General features: G+C 60.1%; 15 protein-coding genes. 4 read left to right on the forward strand and 11 right to left on the reverse strand.

Going from position 1 to position 18,310, the window contains the following annotated elements:
* The 10 genes from exeF to AACS18_RS20705 form a co-directional block, all read right to left on the reverse strand.
* Positions 1-939, reverse strand: a 939-nt coding sequence (exeF, locus tag AACS18_RS20660; RefSeq protein WP_108613186.1) for a GspF family T2SS innner membrane protein variant ExeF, incomplete at its 3' end; no start/stop codon positions are given.
* Between the two features lies 1 nt (position 940).
* Complete coding sequence (exeE, locus tag AACS18_RS20665; RefSeq protein WP_005338295.1) at positions 941-2,446, reverse strand: GspE family T2SS ATPase variant ExeE; 1,506 nt, start codon at positions 2,444-2,446, stop codon at positions 941-943.
* Positions 2,446-4,485, reverse strand: a complete 2,040-nt coding sequence (gene exeD / locus AACS18_RS20670) for a GspD family T2SS secretin variant ExeD (RefSeq protein ID WP_021229084.1) — start codon at positions 4,483-4,485, stop codon at positions 2,446-2,448. Before exeD ends, exeE begins: the two co-directional genes overlap by 1 nt.
* Positions 4,486-4,506: 21 nt before the next feature.
* Positions 4,507-5,340: a GspC family type II secretion system variant ExeC gene (exeC, locus tag AACS18_RS20675; protein WP_005359021.1), complete on the reverse strand. Its 834-nt coding sequence runs from the start codon at positions 5,338-5,340 to the stop codon at positions 4,507-4,509.
* A 227-nt stretch (positions 5,341-5,567) separates the two neighbouring features.
* The gene (gene exeB, locus AACS18_RS20680) at positions 5,568-6,260 is read right to left on the reverse strand and encodes a GspB family T2SS assembly factor variant ExeB (RefSeq protein WP_108613187.1); all 693 of its coding nucleotides are present in this window, start codon (positions 6,258-6,260) and stop codon (positions 5,568-5,570) included.
* Positions 6,260-7,828: an ExeA family protein gene (locus AACS18_RS20685; RefSeq protein WP_040065846.1), complete on the reverse strand. Its 1,569-nt coding sequence runs from the start codon at positions 7,826-7,828 to the stop codon at positions 6,260-6,262. The genes exeB and AACS18_RS20685 overlap by 1 nt, the downstream gene beginning before the upstream one ends.
* Before the next feature lie 327 nt (positions 7,829-8,155).
* A complete protein-coding gene (locus AACS18_RS20690; protein WP_108613188.1) occupies positions 8,156-9,619 on the reverse strand; it encodes an HD domain-containing phosphohydrolase in 1,464 nt (487 codons plus the stop codon).
* A 49-nt stretch (positions 9,620-9,668) separates the two neighbouring features.
* On the reverse strand, positions 9,669-10,790 hold the full coding sequence (locus tag AACS18_RS20695) for a beta-ketoacyl-ACP synthase III (protein ID WP_108613189.1): 1,122 nt from the start codon (positions 10,788-10,790) through the stop codon (positions 9,669-9,671).
* A 54-nt stretch (positions 10,791-10,844) separates the two neighbouring features.
* Positions 10,845-12,008, reverse strand: a complete 1,164-nt coding sequence (locus tag AACS18_RS20700; RefSeq protein WP_108613190.1) for a vWA domain-containing protein — start codon at positions 12,006-12,008, stop codon at positions 10,845-10,847.
* Between the two features lie 3 nt (positions 12,009-12,011).
* Complete coding sequence (locus AACS18_RS20705; RefSeq protein WP_005347493.1) at positions 12,012-12,854, reverse strand: AAA family ATPase; 843 nt, start codon at positions 12,852-12,854, stop codon at positions 12,012-12,014.
* 159 nt (positions 12,855-13,013) lie between these two features.
* On the opposite strand from AACS18_RS20705, the gene cysK reads away from it, so the two are divergent.
* From cysK to crr, 4 genes are all read left to right on the forward strand, one after another.
* Positions 13,014-13,982, forward strand: a complete 969-nt coding sequence (gene cysK, locus AACS18_RS20710; protein ID WP_108613191.1) for a cysteine synthase A — start codon at positions 13,014-13,016, stop codon at positions 13,980-13,982.
* Positions 13,983-14,422: 440 nt separating this feature from the next.
* Positions 14,423-14,680 (forward strand): HPr family phosphocarrier protein, encoded by a 258-nt coding sequence (locus AACS18_RS20715; protein WP_005338266.1) that lies wholly within the window; start codon positions 14,423-14,425, stop codon positions 14,678-14,680.
* Between the two features lie 46 nt (positions 14,681-14,726).
* On the forward strand, positions 14,727-16,454 hold the full coding sequence (gene ptsI, locus AACS18_RS20720; RefSeq protein ID WP_108613192.1) for a phosphoenolpyruvate-protein phosphotransferase PtsI: 1,728 nt from the start codon (positions 14,727-14,729) through the stop codon (positions 16,452-16,454).
* A gap of 42 nt (positions 16,455-16,496) precedes the next feature.
* Positions 16,497-17,006, forward strand: coding sequence for a PTS glucose transporter subunit IIA (gene crr / locus AACS18_RS20725; RefSeq protein WP_005338264.1), 510 nt, complete (start codon positions 16,497-16,499; stop codon positions 17,004-17,006).
* A gap of 98 nt (positions 17,007-17,104) precedes the next feature.
* On the opposite strand, the gene AACS18_RS20730 is transcribed toward crr, so the two are convergent.
* Entirely contained in the window at positions 17,105-18,037 is a 933-nt protein-coding gene (locus tag AACS18_RS20730) for a GGDEF domain-containing protein (protein WP_108613193.1), read from the reverse strand.
* Positions 18,038-18,310: the final 273 nt, after the last annotated feature.

The following is an 18,310-nucleotide window of genomic DNA, read 5'->3' on the forward strand; positions in this document are numbered from 1 at the left end:
TTCGGCGGCCTCGAGAATGCGCATTCTGGCAAAGTCGTTGGAGAGCACTTCGCCGGAGATCTTCATCCCCTCCAGCAGCGGCACCGCGCTGGCGTTGAGGATGCTTAAAGTACGGGCGAAGCGGGCGGTGTTGAGACCGCGACTGACCCGGCCAATCACCGGCAGACCGAGCAGTACCTGATGCCAGCGTCGGCGACGCTTTTCATCGGTGAGCCACCAGCGCCAGACAAAGCTGCCAAGGAAGATCAGCAGCAGGAACCAGAGGCCGTAGGCCTGCATCAGCTCGCTGGTGCCGATGAGAAAGCGGGTGGTGCCCGGCAACTGTTGACCCATGTGTTCAAACTGGGCCACTACCTTGGGCACCACGGCGGTGAGCAGGATCGAGATAACCCCGATGGCGACGCAGGTGAGCACGATGGGGTAGATCATCGCCTGCAGCAGCTTGGTGCGCATATGCTGGCGCTGCTCGGTGTAGTCGGCGAGGCGGTTGAGCACCTTCTCCAGATGACCCGATTTTTCACCGGCCGCCACCATGGAGCGAAACAGCTGGTCGAATACATGGGGAAAAGCCCCCAGCGAGTCGGCCAGCGAATAGCCTTCCACCACCTTGCTGCGCACGGTCGCCACCAGAGAGCGCAAGTGGGCCTTTTCGCACTGCTCGGCCACCGCCTTGAGCGCCTCTTCGATGGTGAGACCGGCACCGACCAGGGTCGCCAGCTGGCGAGTGATGAGGGCCAGCTCGGCTGTGCTGGCACCGCGCCGAAACAGGGCGAAGCGGGTCGCTTCCCGTTTCGCCTTCTCGGTGGTCTCGTTCACCTCGAGGGGGGTGAGCCCCTGTTCGCGCAGCAGCTGGCGTACCTGACGGGCCGAGTCGCCCTCCATCACGCCGCTCTTGCTGCGCCCCTTGTTGTCGAGGGCCTTGTATTCGAATGCCGCCATCTCAATCTTCCCGGGTCACGCGCAGCACCTCTTCGAGGCTGGTCTGCCCCTTGAGAACCTTGTCGATGCCGTCACGGCGGATGCTTGGGGTGTGGCCGCGGATCAGCCGCTCGATGGCGAGCTCACCGCTGGCACTGTGAATGGCTTCACGCACCGCTTCATCGATCACCACCAGCTCGTGGATGCCGGTCCGGCCACGGTAGCCGGTGTGGTTGCACAGCTCGCACCCGACCGGACGCCACACCTGCTGATCGGGGGCCAGCTCGATGCCCATGGCAAGCCGCTCCTGCTCGGTGATGGGGCGCGGGGCACGGCAATCGGGGCAGAGGGTGCGCACCAGCCGCTGGGCCAGCACCGCCAGCAGGGACGATGAGAGCAGGAAGGGTTCGATCCCCATGTCGCGCATCCGGGTGATGGCGCCGATGGCGGTGTTGGTGTGCAGGGTCGACATCACCAGGTGACCGGTCAGCGACGCCTGCACCGCAATCTGGGCGGTTTCCAGATCTCGAATTTCCCCCACCATCACCACATCCGGATCCTGACGCAAGATGGCGCGCAGGCCGCGGGCGAAGGTCATGTCCACCTTGGTGTTGACCTGGGTCTGGCCCACCCCTTCGAGGTCGTATTCGATAGGGTCTTCCACCGTCAGGATGTTGCGATCCCGCGAGTTGATTTCTGACAGTGCCGCATAGAGGGTGGTGGATTTACCGGAACCGGTCGGGCCGGTGACCAGAATAATGCCGTGGGGCTTGCGAATAAGCTCGCTGATGATGGTGCGGTTGGCCGCGGTCATCCCCAACTGCTTGAGCTCGAGGCGCACGTTGTTCTTGTCGAGCAGACGCAGTACCACCCGCTCGCCGTAGCTGGACGGCATGGTGGAGACCCGCACGTCGACGGCGCGACCGCCGATACGCAACGAGATACGGCCATCCTGCGGTACCCGCTTCTCGGCGATGTCCATCCGTGACATCACCTTGATCCGCGACACCAGGAGCGAGGCCAGTTTGCGATGGGGACGCAGGATCTCCCGCAGCACCCCGTCGATACGAAAACGGATCACCAGCGCCCGCTCGAAGGTCTCGATATGGATATCGGAGGCCTCCTCCTTGATCGCCTCGCTCAACATGGCGTTGATGAGACGAATGATGGGGGCATCGTCATCGGCATCCAGCAGGTCTTCGCTCTGGGGCAGCTCTTCGGCCAGGGCAAAGAAGTCCATCTCGTTGCCGAGATCTTCCATCAGCTGGCGTGCCTCGGAGGAGTCGCGCTGATAGTGAGCCATCAGCAGCTCTTCGAAGGCCTCGTTGTCGAGTTGCTCCACCGCGAAGCTGCAACCCGCGACCCGCCGCACTTCCAGCAGGGCCTGCGGGGTGACGCCAGGGCGGCACTGCAGCACGGGGGCACCGTCCCGCTCAATCAGGATCACCCCGAAATTGCGGGCAAAGACAAAGGGGAGCTCGGGCAGTGGCGCAGGCCCGACGCTTCCATCCAGATGGTAGGCACTCATCAGGGCTTACTCTGCACAAACGGGGTGGTGGTCTCGACAGTGCTTTGCTGTCTGCTCCGCATCTCGTTGATCTGCTTCTGGATCTCTTTTTGCAGCTCGGGCGACACCATCACATCCTGGCCATAGGCAGGCAATACCTGACGGGCGGGGGAGGTGAGATACCCCTCCTGCGAGGCGGCATTGAGCTGCTCGGCGCGGAACAGGGAGTACTTGTTGCTGGAGACACCGGTATAGACGTCCGCATCACGCAAGATGGTTGGCCGGATAAAGACCATCAGGTTGCGCTTGGAGGTGGTGTTGGAGGTGGAGCGGAACAGATAGCCCAGCACCGGGATATCGCCCAGCAAGGGCACCTTGGAGACCTGCTCCTTGGTCTGTTCGTCCATCAAACCGCCCAGCACCACGGTTTCGCCGCTTTTGACCAGCACCGCGTTCTTGACGGTACGGGTATCGAAAGTGGGGCCGAGGTTGGCAGTACCGGTCGCCTGGGTCTGGGCGACGCTGGAGACCTCCTGCTCGATATTGAGCAGCACCGAATCCCCTTCGTTGATCTGCGGGGTCACCACCAGCTTGGTGCCCACCGTCTTGCGCTCGATGGTGTTGAACACCTGATCGCTGGTGGTGGAGCTTTGCGAACCGCTCTGGACCGGGACCTCCTGACCGACGTTGAAAGAGGCCTCCTTGTTGTCCATGGTGACGATACTCGGGGTGGAGAGAATATCGTTCTTGGTATTGGAGGCCAGCGCCGTGGCCAGCATGGCCCAGTCGCCGTGATAGAAACCGGCGGCCATGCCGTTGAACTCTTTCAGCAGACCGGCAGCGGTGTCGGTCTTGCCATTCTGGTAATCCTTGCCCGCCGCAATGGCGCTGCCGAGGGGCAGACCTGAGTTGGTGAACTGGGTGCCACCGCCGTTGGCATTGCCCCACTGGACGCCAAGGCTGAGGCCGTCGCCATCCTGCATCTCAACGATGATCGCCTCCACCAGCACCTGGGCGCGGCGGATATCGAGCTTGGCCACCACCTGCTCCAGTTCGGACATCACGTCCGGCTGGGCGGTGATGACCAGCGCATTGGTGGTCTCGTCGGCTGAGATGGCCAGCTTGCCACCGCCGATGCTGGCGCCACCTGTGGTTGCGCCGCCGCCCTTCTTGTCGGCCTCGATGCTGGAGCTGACCCCCTTGAGCACCTCGACCATGTCTTTGGCCTTGCCATATTTGAGGTAGAAGACCCGGGTGTTGCCCTGGCTCTGCAGGTCGCGGTCGAGCTGGCGCACCATCTGGATGATGCGGGCGCGCGCTTTCGGCTCACCACTCACTACCACCGAGTTGGTGCGCTCGTCGGCCACCACCTTGGGGGAGAGCAGCAGGGAGGCGGTGCCGCCCTGGGGGTTGCCATCCTTGTTGAGGTTGGTCACCAGCCGCACCATTTCCCCCGCCGAGGCGAACTTGAGCTTGATGATGTCCACATCCTGATCGCCTGCGCGGTCGACCCGGTTCACCACCTCCACCAGCCGGTTGACCACGGCGGCGCGGCCGGTGATCAGCAGCACGTTGGAGGGCTCGTAGTGCACCACGTTGCCACCACCGGCGTTGTCGTTGAGCTGGCGCAGCAGTGGCGCCAGTTCACGGACCGAGACGTTGCGCACCGGCACGACTCTAGTCACCATCTCGTCGCCCATGCCCGGGTTGCTGCCATCCACCACCGGAATGGCGGAGGTCTTGGCATCCCGCGAGCGCAGCACCTTGAGCACCCCGTTGTCCATCGGCACCACGGCAAAGCCGTAGACGTCGAGCACGCTCAGGAAGAACTGGTAGTACTGCTCCTCATTGAGCAGGTCGTAGCTGCGCACGTTGATCTTGCCGCGCACCGAGGGCTCTATGATGATGGTTTTATTGAGGTTCTTGCCCACCGTATTGATGAACTCTTCAATGTCGGCGTTCTTGAAACTGGCAGAGTATTCAGTGGCCCAGGCTGAGCCCGCCATCATCAGTGCCGCTGCGATAGTGGCCAGACGCCAGCTTTTCCCTTTAGTGGTCATTATTGGTACGACTCCAAATCATTATTCTGACAAGCGCACATAGATGTCGAACTGTTCGCCCTGTCGCTCGACGGTCACTGTCATTTCCGTTGCGCCAGCCATCTGCTGCATCGCCTGCATGGCTTGCATGTTGTCCCGTAAATCCAGCCCGTTGATGCTGATGGCCAGGTCATTGGCCTGCAGCCCGCTCTGGTTGAAAAACTCAGGATTGCTGCCCGGGTTGAGGCGATAGCCGGTCATGCGGCCATCCACCTGAACCGGTGAAATATTGAGGTAATCGGTGATCTTGCCCGGATCGGCCATCAGCTCGCTGCGCAGGGAGCCAAGGGGGGCGGCGTTGGTCTGCGGCAGCGGCTTGCCATACTCCTCGCCATCCAGCATCAGGGTCTCGTCGCGGCCATCCCGCTCGATGATCACCCGATCCGGATAGACCTGCCGGATCCGCGCCTGGGTGCCGTCAATCATGTCACCGACCCCGTAGGAGTTCTGGATGCCGGACATGGCGATGATGGCGATGGATTTGGCGGGATCCGAGCTTGCCAACACTCCGTTGAGCTGGGCATTGAGCTGGGTACGCGGCGCATTGGCGGCCACGGCGGCTTTGGCTTGCGCCTTGGGGATCGCCTTGCCAAACAGTGCCAGTCGGCTTACCTCGCCCAGTTCAAGGCGCGGGTTGCTCTGGCCGTTGACCGCCACGGCGGAGGGTTGCCACGGTTGACTGGTTTGCGGGCTTGCCAGGGTGAGCAGACGCCAGGTGAGGGCGGCGCTCTGCTGGGCCAGCATGATCAGCAGCGCCAGAAAGGCCACCTGGGTGACTCTGGTCATGGGAAGCCGCCGGCACTGGGCCAGCAGCATGGTCAAGATGTCATCCCTGAATCGTAGCGTCATATTAATCAACAAATTCCAGGCTCGGGGGCGGCTGCGTATTGTGTACGGCCAGTGGCTGTGACACAACGGGTCGGGGCGCGCCAAACCGTAAAAATGGATATTTCATCACACCGTAAACCTTTGAATGCTCACAAAAGTGGCACTCAGGTAAGGTGCATCCTGCTTGCCAGCGAACATTAGGGTACGGTGCGTACTCATCCTCGCCAATCCTGCAGCGCCTTGAGGGTCACGCTCTGTCCGGCGACCTGCAGCACTATGTATTGCTGGTCGATGGTAGCGAGCACGACTCCCGGGGCGATTTCGCTTCCCTCCCGGTATTCACGGCCATTGAGCACCACGGCGCGCTTGGCGGGGTTGGAGGAGAACACATGAGAGCCATAGCTCAATTGCGGCACCTGCTGGCGCACCGATTGGGGCGCCGAGCCCAGCGCCATCAACTGGGCTGGTTGCACGTTCTGGCTGGCGGCGTGTGGCGTCTCCTGCAATGGCGTTTCATTGAGGGCTTTCATCAGCTGCTCGGCCAGACTCAGCGCGGGGGGATTCCCCTGACTGGTCCCCTCGTTTTTGGCCACTGCTCTGGGTTGTACCACCGGCTCCGGCAGGGGCGGGGGCAGCGGACGAGTCACCATCGCCTTGGGTTCGACCCGCACGAAGGGCGGAGTGATCACCTCTTTCACCTCTACCTTCTCCTCGATGGGGCGCAGGTGGATCAGATGCCAGCCATAGTTGGCGCCCGCCCCCAGCAACAGGGCAAGGGGAGCCAGCAGCCAGCCGATGCGGCGTGGGCTGCGCTCCTCTTCCCGGGGCATGGGCAAGCCCATGGCCGGAATATGGGCGGAGAGTTGCGGTTGCTGCGCACGGCGCAGCGCCTTGAGCAGGGTAGACATCAGGAGGCCTCCTCCAGTCTGGGCATGGGTTCACCGGAGAGGGCGTTGAGACGCAGCAGGGTGTTGCTGCCCGCGATGCCATCAGGGGTGAGCCCCTGATCCCGCTGGAACTGCTGCAGCTTGTTCTTGAGCTCGCCATCGAAACGGCGCACCTTGCGCTCGGGTTGTTGCAGCGCGCGGCTGAGGGCGTTGTCGAGCCACTGGATCTGGGTCTGACCGGCATTGCTGGCAATCAGGCTCACCCCCCCTTTCGGCATGCGCCAAAGCAGGGTGTAGCTGCCGCCCCAGTTGTCGCTGAGCCACTGGCGATCCACCTGCCAGCTCTGGTCGCCGATCATCAGGCTGGCCTTGTTCGGCCCCAGATTGACCAGGGTCGCATAGTAGAGGCCGCCAGTCTGGTCAGTGAGCGTGATCATGGCGGGATACTGCAGGGCGCGCAGCTCGTCGAGGCTTGCCTCTCCCTCCTGACAGCGCAGACCGGCACGGGGCGCATTGTCACAGGTTGCCTCGAACGGTTCCGGTTCATAACCCCAGACCCGATAGAGATTCTGCATGGCGCTGTCGGGGTCGATGGCCTGATTGATCGCCTCGGTCAGCTGCTCCTGCTGCTCGGCGGTCTCGTCGATGGTGACCGGCACCTCGACCTTGACTACCGGACGGGTGGGGAACACGCCGAAAAATTGCCAGCCCCACCAGCCTGCGGCCACCAGCAGGGCGCCCGCCAGCGTCACCATCAGACCGGAGGCCCAGCTCCCTTCGTCCCGAACGCCATTGACCTCGAAGGCCGCCTGGCTGATATCGCTGTGGACAATCTTGTAGCTGCCACGGGCGAAAGCGGCGATCAGGGCGCGGTCACAGATGAGGTTGATGAAACGGGGGATGCCACCACTCAGGCGATGGAGCGTCTTGATGGCGCGCGGGGTAAAGATGGGTTGTACGCAGCCTGCAACTTGCAGCCGGAAGCGGACGTAGGCATCCACATCGCTGTGAGAGAGCGGCAGCAGGTGATAGCGGGCGGTAATGCGCTGGGCCAGCTGACGCAGCAGGGGTTGGCGCAGCATCTGTTGCAGCTCGGGCTGACCGATCAGCACCACCTGCAGCAGTTTTCGTTCGTCGGTTTCGAGGTTGGTGAGCAGACGCAGCTGCTCCAGTACGCCGGGCAGCAGGTGCTGCGCCTCATCCACCAGTACCACGCTGCGCTTGCCTGCCGCCAGGTTGGCCAGCAGGTGATCGCGAATAAGGTCGAACAGCCGCTTGATCCCGGCATCCTCGGGATAGGGAAGTTGAAACTCGTCGCAGATGGCGGCCAGCAAATCCCGTTCGGTCAGGGAGGGGTTGAGGATATAAGCGATCTCGGTTTCGGCGGGGAGCTGTTGCAGCAGGCAGCGGGAGACTGTGGTTTTGCCGGTCCCCACTTCGCCGGTCAGCAGCACAAAGCCGCCGCCATCCTGCAATCCATAGTTGAGATGAGCAAGGGCTTCGCCGTGGCGCTCGCTCATATAGAGGTACTTGGGATTGGGCGAGATGGAAAACGGGTGTTCCGAGAGGCCGAAGAACTGTGTGTACATGAGGGTATTCTTTTGTAGCCGGCGACAGATGAAAAATGTCTCCGGATGATAGCAAACCTCGCTTTCATTGGAAGCCATCATTGGCGCAGGAGGGCAAATTGCAGCCTTTTCCTGCCATCTTGTGATCCCGGTTGCGTCATCGGTACGAACCCGGATCACAAAATGACAAAAAACATCTGTAAATAAAGGGAAATATCAATATGGGCGCGGCGTGGCAAAGGCCGTCAGCATGGCGCTGAATCGGCGATCGCCAGACCTGTTTGTGTACAATTTATGACGCCTGTTGCTCTGTCAGCCATCAGGGCAAGCTGGTCGGAATGTACTTGCTCAGTGGTGATCCTGAAACTGCGCGGCAATCTCCCTGAACTGCGCCTCACAGGCGAGAAACGCCGCGACGATGCCGGGATCAAAATGGCTGCCGCTCCCCTTCACGATGATCTCCTTCGCTTCCTCATGGCTGAAAGCAGGTTTGTAGACCCGTTTCGAGATGAGGGCATCGTAGACATCCGCTACCGCCATCAAACGCCCGGAGAGGGGAATGTCCTCACCCGCCAGCCCAGCCGGATAGCCGCTGCCATCCCACTTTTCGTGGTGGGTGAGGGAGATCTCCCGGGCCAGCCGCAAGAAGGAGTTGGAGCCCAGCTGCGCCTCGGCACTCGCCAGCGCCTCGGCACTCGCCAGCGCATCGGCGCCGATCTGCGGGTGGCGCTTCATGATGGCGAACTCCTCGTCGGTCAGCTTGCCCGGTTTGAGCAGGATGGCATCGGGAATGCCCACCTTGCCCACATCGTGCAGAGGGGCCGACTTGAACAGCAGATCGATGGTGGCATCATCGAGCGGATAGCGATCCCAATCGCTGCGACTGAGGTATTGCGCCAGCGCCTTGACGTAGTGCTGGGTGCGAATGATATGGGCGCCAGTCTCGTTGTCCCGGGTCTCCGCCAGCGAGGCGAGGCCGAGTATGGCCACGTCGCGGGTCAGGTTGAGCTCGTCGCTGCGAGATTTCAGCTCGCCGATCATCTGATTGGTGCTGGCTGCAATCAGGCCGAATTCGTCATCCCGGGTGACCGGCACCCGGGCGTCGAAGTCACCACACTGTACTCTGGCCATGGTGCGGGTCTGCTGGCGCAGGGATAGGCCGAGATTGCGACCATAACCGTGAATGATGAGGGCGAGATAGCAGAAGGTCACCGTCATCACGAAGGCGATCTCCCACAGGATATAGTGCTGGGCATCGACCCTCGGCAGGCTGCGCTCCACCGTCACCAGCCACTCCAGATCCTTGTTGAACAGCAAGAAGAAGACGCCCCCCAGCAGGGTGAGGGTCGCCAGGGTAAAGAGGGTGAACTTGCGTGGCATCGGCATGGCCAGCGGGTGGCTCAGTGTCAGGCTCTGCTCGGCTTGCCGTGCTCTGGCCCGATGCAAGTCTCGCTCCAGAGTCAGATCGGCCGCCACCAGAAAGCCGAGGGTGGTCATCCCCAGCAGCACCTTGAGGTGACTCTCCAGCGGAAAGTCGTGGGCCAGGGCGTTGTAGCCCGAGAGCAGCAGCGCTCCCAGCAGGTAGAAACCCACCTCCAGTCCAAACCCGTCCAGCCCGTTGCGCGGCAGGGGCCGCCTTGAGAGCAGCCAATTGCGAACGGCGAACATGATGGCGAACGTCACCAGGGTCGGCCCCAGCAACTGGGGCAGGGTGAGACTCTCGAGAAACGGGCAAACCTGCCAGCCATAGAGACAAAATAGTGACAGGGTTACCCCGTAGTGCAGGGCGCAGCGCCCCGTGATCCTCTGCATATTCCCACCCATGTTGCTGGTTATTGTTATGTCGGCGGGAGGCCCGCCATTACAGGCGCCGCAGCAGCAGGCTACCGATGGAGTAGCCAGCGCCAAAGGAGCACAGTACGCCGCGAGCCCCCGCAGGAAGGTCGCGATTGTACAGATGAAACGCGATGATGGAACCCGCCGAGCTGGTATTACCATAGCTATCAAGAATGACCGGCGCCTCCTGCTGGCTTGCATCGTGACCGAGCAGCTTGCGACCGATGAACTGGTTCATGGTGAGGTTGGCCTGATGGAGCCAGAGCCGGTTCAGGCTCTCGGCAGGCCAGCCCTGCTCATCGAGCTGGTTGGCTATCTGGTCGCACACCAGCGGCAACACCTCCTTGAACACCTTGCGCCCCTGCTGGCGAAACAGCTTGTCGTCGCCGTAGCGGGTGCGCGGGCTCAGCCGGTTCAGAAAGCCGAAGTTGTTGCGGATGTTGTTGGAGTACTGGGTCACCAGCTTGCTGGCCACCAGTTGCCACGGATTGGCCGCCTTGCAATCGGTCTCCCGCTCCAGCAGCACCGCGGTGCAGGCATCACCGAAGATAAAGTGGCTATCACGATCGCGAAAATTGAGGTGCCCCGAGCAGATCTCCGGGTTGACCACCAGCGCCAGTTTGGCGCTGCCAGCCGCCAGCATGTCGGCGGCTGTTTTGATACCGAAGGTGGCAGACGAGCAGGCCACGTTCATGTCAAAGGCCATGCCGCTCGCCCCCAGATAGTGCTGCAGCTCGATGGCCAGCGCCGGATAGGGGCGCGGCATGTTGGAGGCGGCGACGATGACCAGATCGATCTCCCCCGGCTCGCGGCCGGCGGCGATCAGCGCCTGTTCGGCGGCGGCCACCGCCATCTCCACCATGATGGAGGGCATCTCATCGGGCCGCTCAGCCAGTAGCGGCTGCATGATGTCGGGGTTGAGCACTCCCTCGCGGCTCACCAGATAACGGCTCTTGATGCCGGATGCCTTCTCTATGAACTCGCAGCTGGAGTGCTGCTTGGCGGGGAGCTGGCCGGCGTCGATGGCGGAGGCGTTCTCCTCGTTGTAGAGATCCACATACTGGTTGAAGGCGGCCACCAGCTCTTCATTGCTGACGGCAAAGGGTGGGGTATAGAGGCCTGAGCCACTGATCACGATAGAGGTCATCTTTGCTCCTCGCCGGGTGCGTTCCCGGCTTGTCGGTTTATAGGGTAGAGAGGGTTACAGCTGGTCGATCGCCGCAGCGAGACCCGCCAGGGTCAGCGGATGCATCCGCCCGCCAACCACGTCATTCATCAGCTTGATAGAAGGGTGCCAGAGCCACTCCCGCCGCGGGGTGGGGTTGATCCACACCAGTTTGGGAAAGTGTTGCTGCAAGCGGGTAAGCCACACCTGACCCGACTCCTCGTTCCACTGCTCGACACTGCCGCCCGGCCAGGTGATCTCGTAGGGGCCCATGGTGGCATCCCCCACCAGGATCACCCGGTAGTCGCTGCCATAGGTGCGCAGCAGCCGCAGGGTATCGAACCGCTCCTCAAAGCGGCGGGCGTTATCCTTCCAGACGAAGTCGTAGAGGCAGTTGTGAAAATAGAAGTACTCCAGATGCTTGAACTCGTGGCGCAACGCGGAGAAGAGGCGCTGCACCTCGGCCACGTGGGCATCCATGGAGCCTCCCACATCGAAGAAAACCAATAGCTTGACCCCGTTGTGGCGCTCGGGCCGCAGCTTCACATCGAGCCAGCCCTGGCGGGCAGAACTTTTTATGGTGTCGTCGAGATCCAGCTCGTCGGGATTGCCTTTGCGCACCCAACGTCTGAGCTTGCGCAGCGCGAGCTGAATGGCGCGCTGGCCGAGCGGCGAGTCGTCGCTGAAGTTGCGATAGTGACGGGCCTCCCACACCTTGGTCGCCTTGCTGTGCTGCCCCTCTCCACCCATACGGATGCCCTCGGGGTGAAAACCGCCGTGGCCAAACGGGCTGCTGCCACCGGTCCCCACCCATTTGTTGCCGCCGGCGTGGCGCTCTTTCTGCTCGCTTAACCGCTGGTTAAGGGTCTCCAGCAGCTTGTCGAGTCCGCCGAGGGATTTGAGCAGCGCCTTCTCCTCTGGGCTCAGCAGTCGCTCGAACTCCTTGCGCAGCCACTCCTCGGGCAGGCTCTCCGGCAGCAGGGGGATGGCGTCCAGTCCCTCGTAGTATTCGGCGAAGGCGCGATCGAAGCGATCATAGTGAGCCTCGTCTTTTACCAGCAGGCAGCGGGAGAGTTGGTAGAACTCGTCCATATCGATGGTGACCAGCCGGGCCGCCAGTGCGGCGTGCAAGTCCAGCAGTTCGCGCAGGCTGCACGGCAGCTTGTGGCGGCGCAGGTGGGTAAAAAAGTCGATCAGCATGGGTCAGCTGCCGCGTCGGGCCAAAAAGGCGAGCTTCTCGAAGAGATGCAAATCCTGCTCGGTCTTGAGCAGGGCGCCATATAGCGCGGGCACCAGCTTGCCGGGCTCGCGGGCACGCATCGCCTCGGGGGCGATATCGTCGGCCAAGAGCAGGCGGATCCAGTCCAGCAGTTCCGAGGTGGAGGGCTTCTTGCGCAGCCCCTCTACCTCGCGCAGCTCGAAGAAGAGATCCATTGCCTCGCCAAGCAGGCTCTCCTTGAGGTCGGGGTAGTGGAGTTTGACAATGGCCTGCATCTCGGCCTTGTCGGGGAAGCGGATATAGTGGAAGAAACAGCGGCGCAGGAAGGCATCCGGCAGCTCTTTTTCGTTGTTGGAGGTGATGATGACCACCGGCCGCTGGCGCGCCTTGACTCGCTCGCCGGTTTCGTAGACGTCGAACTCCATTCGATCCAGCTCCAGCAGCAGATCGTTGGGGAATTCGATGTCGGCCTTGTCGATCTCGTCGATCAGCAGCACAGGTCGCTGCTCGGCGCTGAAGGCCTGCCACAACTTGCCTTGACGAATGTAGTGGCTGATATCGGCCACTCTGGGGTCGCCGAGCTGGGAGTCCCGCAGCCGGGCCACCGCATCATATTCGTAGAGTCCCTGTTGAGCCTTGGTGGTGGACTTGATATGCCAGGCAATGAGATCGGTGCCGAGATGGTCGGCGACCGCTTCCGCCAGCACCGTCTTGCCGGTGCCCGGCTCCCCTTTGATCAGCAGCGGTTTTTCGAGGGTGATGGCGGCATTGACCGCCATCTTCAATGCATCGGAGGCGAGATACTGACTGCTTCCTGAAAATCCCATAACGTCGGTTCCTTTGACGATTGGCGCCCGGAGTCAGGTGCCAGAGAGAATAAGTTCTATATGTTGTAATACCATATGGTTATAACGAATAGTCACTTCTCATTCAGAAACCACAGGGTAATCTTGTTTCATCGTCGTAACAAACACAGGGATAGCACCATGAGCAAAATTTTTGAGGACAACAGCCAGACTATCGGTCACACCCCGCTGGTTCGTCTCAACCGTGTTACCAAAGGCCGCGTGCTGGCCAAGATCGAGAGCCGTAACCCCAGCTTCAGCGTCAAGTGCCGGATCGGTGCCAACCTGATCTGGGATGCCGAGAAGCGCGGCATCCTGACCAAGGGGAAGGAGATCATCGAGCCCACCAGCGGCAACACGGGTATTGCTTTGGCCTTTGTCGCGGCCGCTCGCGGCTATCCCATCACCCTGACCATGCCGGCAACCATGAGCCTGGAGCGCCGCAAGTTGCTCAAGGCACTCGGTGCCAATCTGGTGCTGACCGAAGGGCCGCTCGGCATGAAAGGGGCCATTGCCAAGGCCAACGAGATCCTCGAGTCCGAGTCGAGCAAGTATGTGTTGCTGCAACAGTTTGAAAACCCGGCCAACCCGGAGATCCACGAAAAGACCACCGGCCCCGAGATCTGGGATGCCACTGACGGTGAGGTGGATGTGTTCGTGGCCGGGGTCGGCACCGGCGGCACCATTACCGGTGTCTCCCGCTACCTGAAGCAGACCCAGGGCAAGGCGGTGGTCTCTGTCGCGGTCGAACCGGCCGAGTCGCCGGTCATCAGCCAGAAGCTGGCTGGGGAAGAGATCAAACCGGGCCCCCACAAGATCCAGGGGATCGGTGCCGGCTTTATCCCGGGCAACCTGGACCTCTCCCTCATCGACCGGGTGGAGAAGGTGACCAGCGATGAAGCCATCGAGATGGCACGCCGCCTGATGGAGGAGGAGGGGATCCTGGCCGGTATCAGCTCCGGTGCTGCGGTGGTGGCTGCCAGCCGTCTGGCCGAGCTGCCGGAATTTGCGGGTAAAACCATTGTGGTCATCCTGCCGAGCGCGGCGGAGCGTTACCTCTCCAGCGCCCTGTTTGCCGGGGTGTTCAGCGAGCAGGAACTGCAGCAGTAACTGATCGGAATCTTTCAAAACAGCGGCGCTCTCAGGAGCGCCGCTTCTTTATGGGCTAGACTCAACCCCTGTTAGTGTCACTTGATCCTTATTTTTTGGGGTAAAATAACAAGTTCCGGAGTGAGAAAAAAAGCAGACATTCCGCTCTAAATCTCATATCCTGTGCGGCGTCACGCGGTGTTTGCTGGCTGGGTATCACAAAGTAACAAAGTGTTATTTTTCGTTATAAAATAATTTCAGGCCAGTCCTGATGCGGCTTGTAGCCCAATAACTGAAAATTGCCAACCAGCGCGCCGATTACTGCACAGAAACTTGACCTGGATTAAACCATTGCGGGTCTGCTTTCGTTACTTTACAACATATCCATACTGACACGGTGGGTCAGGTTGCTTCAAAAACGACCAATCCACCAAAAAATATCAATAATATGGGGTGAAACCATGTACGAGAAGTCTGTTGTTATTACTGCTGAAAACGGCCTGCACACCCGTCCGGCAGCTCAGTTCGTGAAAGAAGCCAAAGAATTCCAAAGCGAGATCACTGTGGTCTCCGGTGGCAAGTCCGCCAGCGCCAAGAGCCTGTTCAAGCTGCAGACCCTGGGCCTGACCAAGGGTACCAACGTAACTATCCAGGCTGATGGTCCGGATGCTCAGCAAGCTGTTGAGAAGCTGGTTGCCCTGATGGACGAGCTGGAGTAATCCAGCTTTAGATTCCTCCCCCACAGTCGTTTTAATAGGAAGGATTATGATATCTGGCATTCTTGCGTCCCCCGGTATCGCATTCGGTAAGGCGCTTCTTCTTAAAGAAGATGAAATCGTTATCAATCAGGGCAAAATCTCTGCTGATCAGATTGATGCCGAGATCAACCGTTTCCTCGAAGCTCGTACCAAGTCAGCTGCCCAGCTGGAAGCCATCAAAGAGATGGCCGGTCGTACCTTCGGTGAGGAAAAAGAGGCCATCTTCGAAGGCCACATCATGCTGCTCGAAGATGAGGAGCTGGAAGGGGATATCAGATCCTTCATCAAAGACAACAAGGCTTCCGCTGACAAAGCCATCTATGAGGTGATCGAACAGTACGCCAAGATGATGGCCGAGCTGGATGACCCTTATCTGCGCGAACGCGCTACCGACTTCCGTGACATCGGTACCCGTCTGGTCAAGAACGTACTGGGCATCGCCGTTGTCAACCTGAGCACCATCGACGAAGAGGTGATCCTGGTCGCCAAAGACCTGACCCCGTCTGAAACCGCTCAAATCAACCTGAAATATGTGCTGGGTTTCGTCACCGACATCGGTGGCCGTACCTCCCACACCTCCATCATGGCCCGCTCCCTGGAGCTGCCGGCCATCGTGGGCACCAACGACATCACCGAGCGCGTCAAGAACGGTGACATGCTGGTGCTGGATGCGATCAACAACCAGATCATCATCAATCCGACCGCTGAACAGCTGACCGAAACCAAGAAGTTCCAGGCTCAGTTCCAGGCCGAGAAAGATGAGCTGGCCAAGCTGAAAGATCTGCCGGCCATCACTCTTGATGGTCACCAGGTCGAAGTGTGCGCCAACATCGGTACCGTCAAGGATACCGAAGGTGCCATCCGCAATGGCGCCGAAGGCGTGGGTCTGTACCGTACCGAGTTCCTGTTCATGGACCGTGACGCGCTGCCGACCGAAGACGAGCAGTTCAAAGCCTACAAAGAAGTGGCCGAAGCGATGCCGGATCAGCCGATCATCGTGCGCACCATGGACATTGGCGGCGACAAAGAGCTGCCGTACATGAATTTCCCGAAAGAGATGAACCCCTTCCTGGGCTGGCGTGCCGTGCGTATTTTCTTCGACCGCGAAGACATCATGCACGCTCAGCTGCGGGCCATTCTGCGTGCGTCTGCCTTCGGCAAACTGCGCATCATGTTCCCGATGATCATCTCTGTCGAAGAGTTCCGTAGCCTGAAAGCGACCGTAGAGAAGCTGAAAGCCGAACTGCGTGCCGAAGGCAAAGCCTTTGATGAATCCATCGAAGTGGGTATCATGATCGAGACCCCGGCCGCTGCCGTGATGGCTCATCATCTGGCCAAGGAAGTGGATTTCTTCAGTATCGGTACCAACGACCTGACCCAGTACACCCTGGCTGTCGATCGTGGTAACGAGATGATCTCCGCCATGTACAACCCGCTGTCACCCTCCGTCCTGACCCTGATCAAGATGGTTATCGATGCGTCCCACGCCGAAGGCAAGTGGACCGGTATGTGTGGTGAACTGGCTGGTGACGAGCGCGCTACCCTGCTGCTGCTGGGTATGGGTCTGGATGAGTTCTCCATGAGCGCCATCTCTGTACCGCGTATCAAGAAGCTTATCCGCAACACTAACTTCGAAGATGTGAAGGCAATGGCTGATCAAGCACTGAGCTTTGCCACCGCCGCTGAAATCGAAGCATGCGTAGATAACTTTATTAAGCAGAAAGCAGTCTGCTAAGATCGGCTGCAAACAGCGACAAATCATCTCTAGGAGCTTTATATGGGTCTGTTTGATAAACTGAAGAAACTGGTTTCCGACGATAGCTCTGACACCGGCGGCATCGAAATCTTTGCTCCGCTGTCTGGCGAAATCGTGCCGATCGAAGATGTGCCTGACGTTGTCTTCGCCGAGAAGATCGTTGGTGACGGTATCGCCATCAAGCCGGCTGGCAACAAGATGGTTGCTCCGTGCGATGGTACCATCGGCAAGATTTTCGAGACCAACCATGCGTTCTCTCTGGAATCCGACTCTGGTATCGAGCTGTTCGTTCACTTCGGTATCGACACCGTTGAACTGAAAGGCGAAGGCTTCAAGCGTATCGCTCAGGAAGGTCAACAGGTCAAGCGCGGCGACACCATCATCGAGTTCGATCTGGCCGTTCTGGAAGCGAAAGCCAAGTCTACCCTGACTCCGGTTGTCATCTCCAACATGGACGAGATCAAAGAGCTGATCAAAATGACTGGTGCCGTGACTGTGGGCGAGACCCCGGTTATCCGTATCAAGAAGTAATGCCCGGCTGGCTCACGCCAGTTGCGCAGTAAAAAACCGAAGCCTTGCGCTTCGGTTTTTTTATGGCCGCGAGTCGGCTTCCCTTTCTGGTGATCACTCTATTCCGTCGAGATGACAACCCGGTTACGGCCCTGATCCTTGGCCTGATAAAGGGCCCGGTCGGCCATCATCAGCAGATAGTCGATGCTCTCCTGTCCCTTCATGCTGGCACACCCCAGACTGATGGTGAGGGATAGCTGCTTCCCCTGCCATGGCAAGCGGGTGGTACTGACATGCTGGCGCAGCTGTTCGGCGCGCCGTGCCGCCTGTTCAATATCGCAGCCAGGCAGGATCAGCAGGAACTCCTCTCCGCCCCAACGGGCCAGACTCTCCCCCGGCAACAGCTGGCCAGCCATGGCGTGGGCGACAGCGCAGAGCGCGGCATCGCCCGCAGGGTGGCCGTAGCGGTCATTGACCTGTTTGAAATGGTCGATATCTCCCAACACCACCGAGAGGGGCTCACCCTGCAACCAAAGGGCCTGCAGCTGTTGCTGGGCGCCGCGCCGGGTGGTCAGTTCGGTGAGCGGATCGGTGCAGGAGAGGCGGCTCACCTCTTCCACCATGCACTGCAGGTCGTGGATATCGCGAAAGGTTACGATATGGCCATCCGGGATGGCATCGGCTCCCAGCTGGGCAGTGACGATAAACCAGCGCGACTGACCGCTCTTGCAGCGGATCAGCGCAGGCATCTCGGCAACCTCCAGCCCTTGCGACAAGCTCTGTTCCACTTGGGAGTGCCAGGAGTCGATGATGGTGCGGCGATACCCTTCGTCCGGGTAGGCGACCTGAAACCAGGAAGCCATGTCCGGCAGATCGTCAAGGTTGTAGCCTAGCTGCTCAATAAAGGCTTTATTCAGGAAGCGGTGGCGCCGCTGCGGGATCATGTCGGGTGAGCAGCCATCGTGACGGGCAATGGATTCGGACACCAGAATAGGCAGCGGGATCACATCGAAGGAGCGAAACAGGATCTGTTGCAGTTCTCGGTCATTCATAGGAAAAGCAGCTCCACGATGCATCTTTTACATGCTTTACCATAGGTCAGACCTGTTTGGTGGTAAACCGATTTATAGCGGTTCCTCCGCCGGTTTTTCAGCCAATGGCAAAGGCGAGAAAACGGCGGAGTTGTTTGCCGTGGCCGTATCGGGTGAAAGCTGGGCAGGCTGAGGAGAAGGGGTAGAGCAAAAGGGTCAAAAAAACCACATGGTCAGGCACATGTGGGTCGGGAAAAACCAGGCAGGGTAAAACAGACACTCCCTGTGTTGGTC

It is taken from the genome of Aeromonas sp. HMWF015 (assembly GCF_963878965.1).
Taxonomy (GTDB): Bacteria; Pseudomonadota; Gammaproteobacteria; order Enterobacterales; family Aeromonadaceae; genus Aeromonas; species Aeromonas veronii.

Bases quoted from the DNA above. Each gene is read 5' to 3' on its own strand.
- exeD (WP_021229084.1), bottom strand. From the start codon at position 4,485: ATGACCACTAAAGGGAAAAGCTGGCGTCTGGCCACTATCGCAGCGGCA.
- AACS18_RS20700 (WP_108613190.1), bottom strand. From the start codon at position 12,008: ATGCTGATCGACTTTTTTACCCACCTGCGCCGCCACAAGCTGCCGTGC.
- cysK (WP_108613191.1), top strand. From the start codon at position 13,014: ATGAGCAAAATTTTTGAGGACAACAGCCAGACTATCGGTCACACCCCG.
- AACS18_RS20705 (WP_005347493.1), bottom strand. From the start codon at position 12,854: ATGGGATTTTCAGGAAGCAGTCAGTATCTCGCCTCCGATGCATTGAAG.
- AACS18_RS20730 (WP_108613193.1), bottom strand. From the start codon at position 18,037: ATGAATGACCGAGAACTGCAACAGATCCTGTTTCGCTCCTTCGATGTG.
- ptsI (WP_108613192.1), top strand. From the start codon at position 14,727: ATGATATCTGGCATTCTTGCGTCCCCCGGTATCGCATTCGGTAAGGCG.
- exeE (WP_005338295.1), bottom strand. From the start codon at position 2,446: ATGAGTGCCTACCATCTGGATGGAAGCGTCGGGCCTGCGCCACTGCCC.
- exeB (WP_108613187.1), bottom strand. From the start codon at position 6,260: ATGTCTACCCTGCTCAAGGCGCTGCGCCGTGCGCAGCAACCGCAACTC.
- AACS18_RS20695 (WP_108613189.1), bottom strand. From the start codon at position 10,790: ATGACCTCTATCGTGATCAGTGGCTCAGGCCTCTATACCCCACCCTTT.
- crr (WP_005338264.1), top strand. From the start codon at position 16,497: ATGGGTCTGTTTGATAAACTGAAGAAACTGGTTTCCGACGATAGCTCT.
- exeC (WP_005359021.1), bottom strand. From the start codon at position 5,340: ATGCTGCTGGCCCAGTGCCGGCGGCTTCCCATGACCAGAGTCACCCAG.
- AACS18_RS20715 (WP_005338266.1), top strand. From the start codon at position 14,423: ATGTACGAGAAGTCTGTTGTTATTACTGCTGAAAACGGCCTGCACACC.
- AACS18_RS20685 (WP_040065846.1), bottom strand. From the start codon at position 7,828: ATGTACACACAGTTCTTCGGCCTCTCGGAACACCCGTTTTCCATCTCG.
- AACS18_RS20690 (WP_108613188.1), bottom strand. From the start codon at position 9,619: ATGCAGAGGATCACGGGGCGCTGCGCCCTGCACTACGGGGTAACCCTG.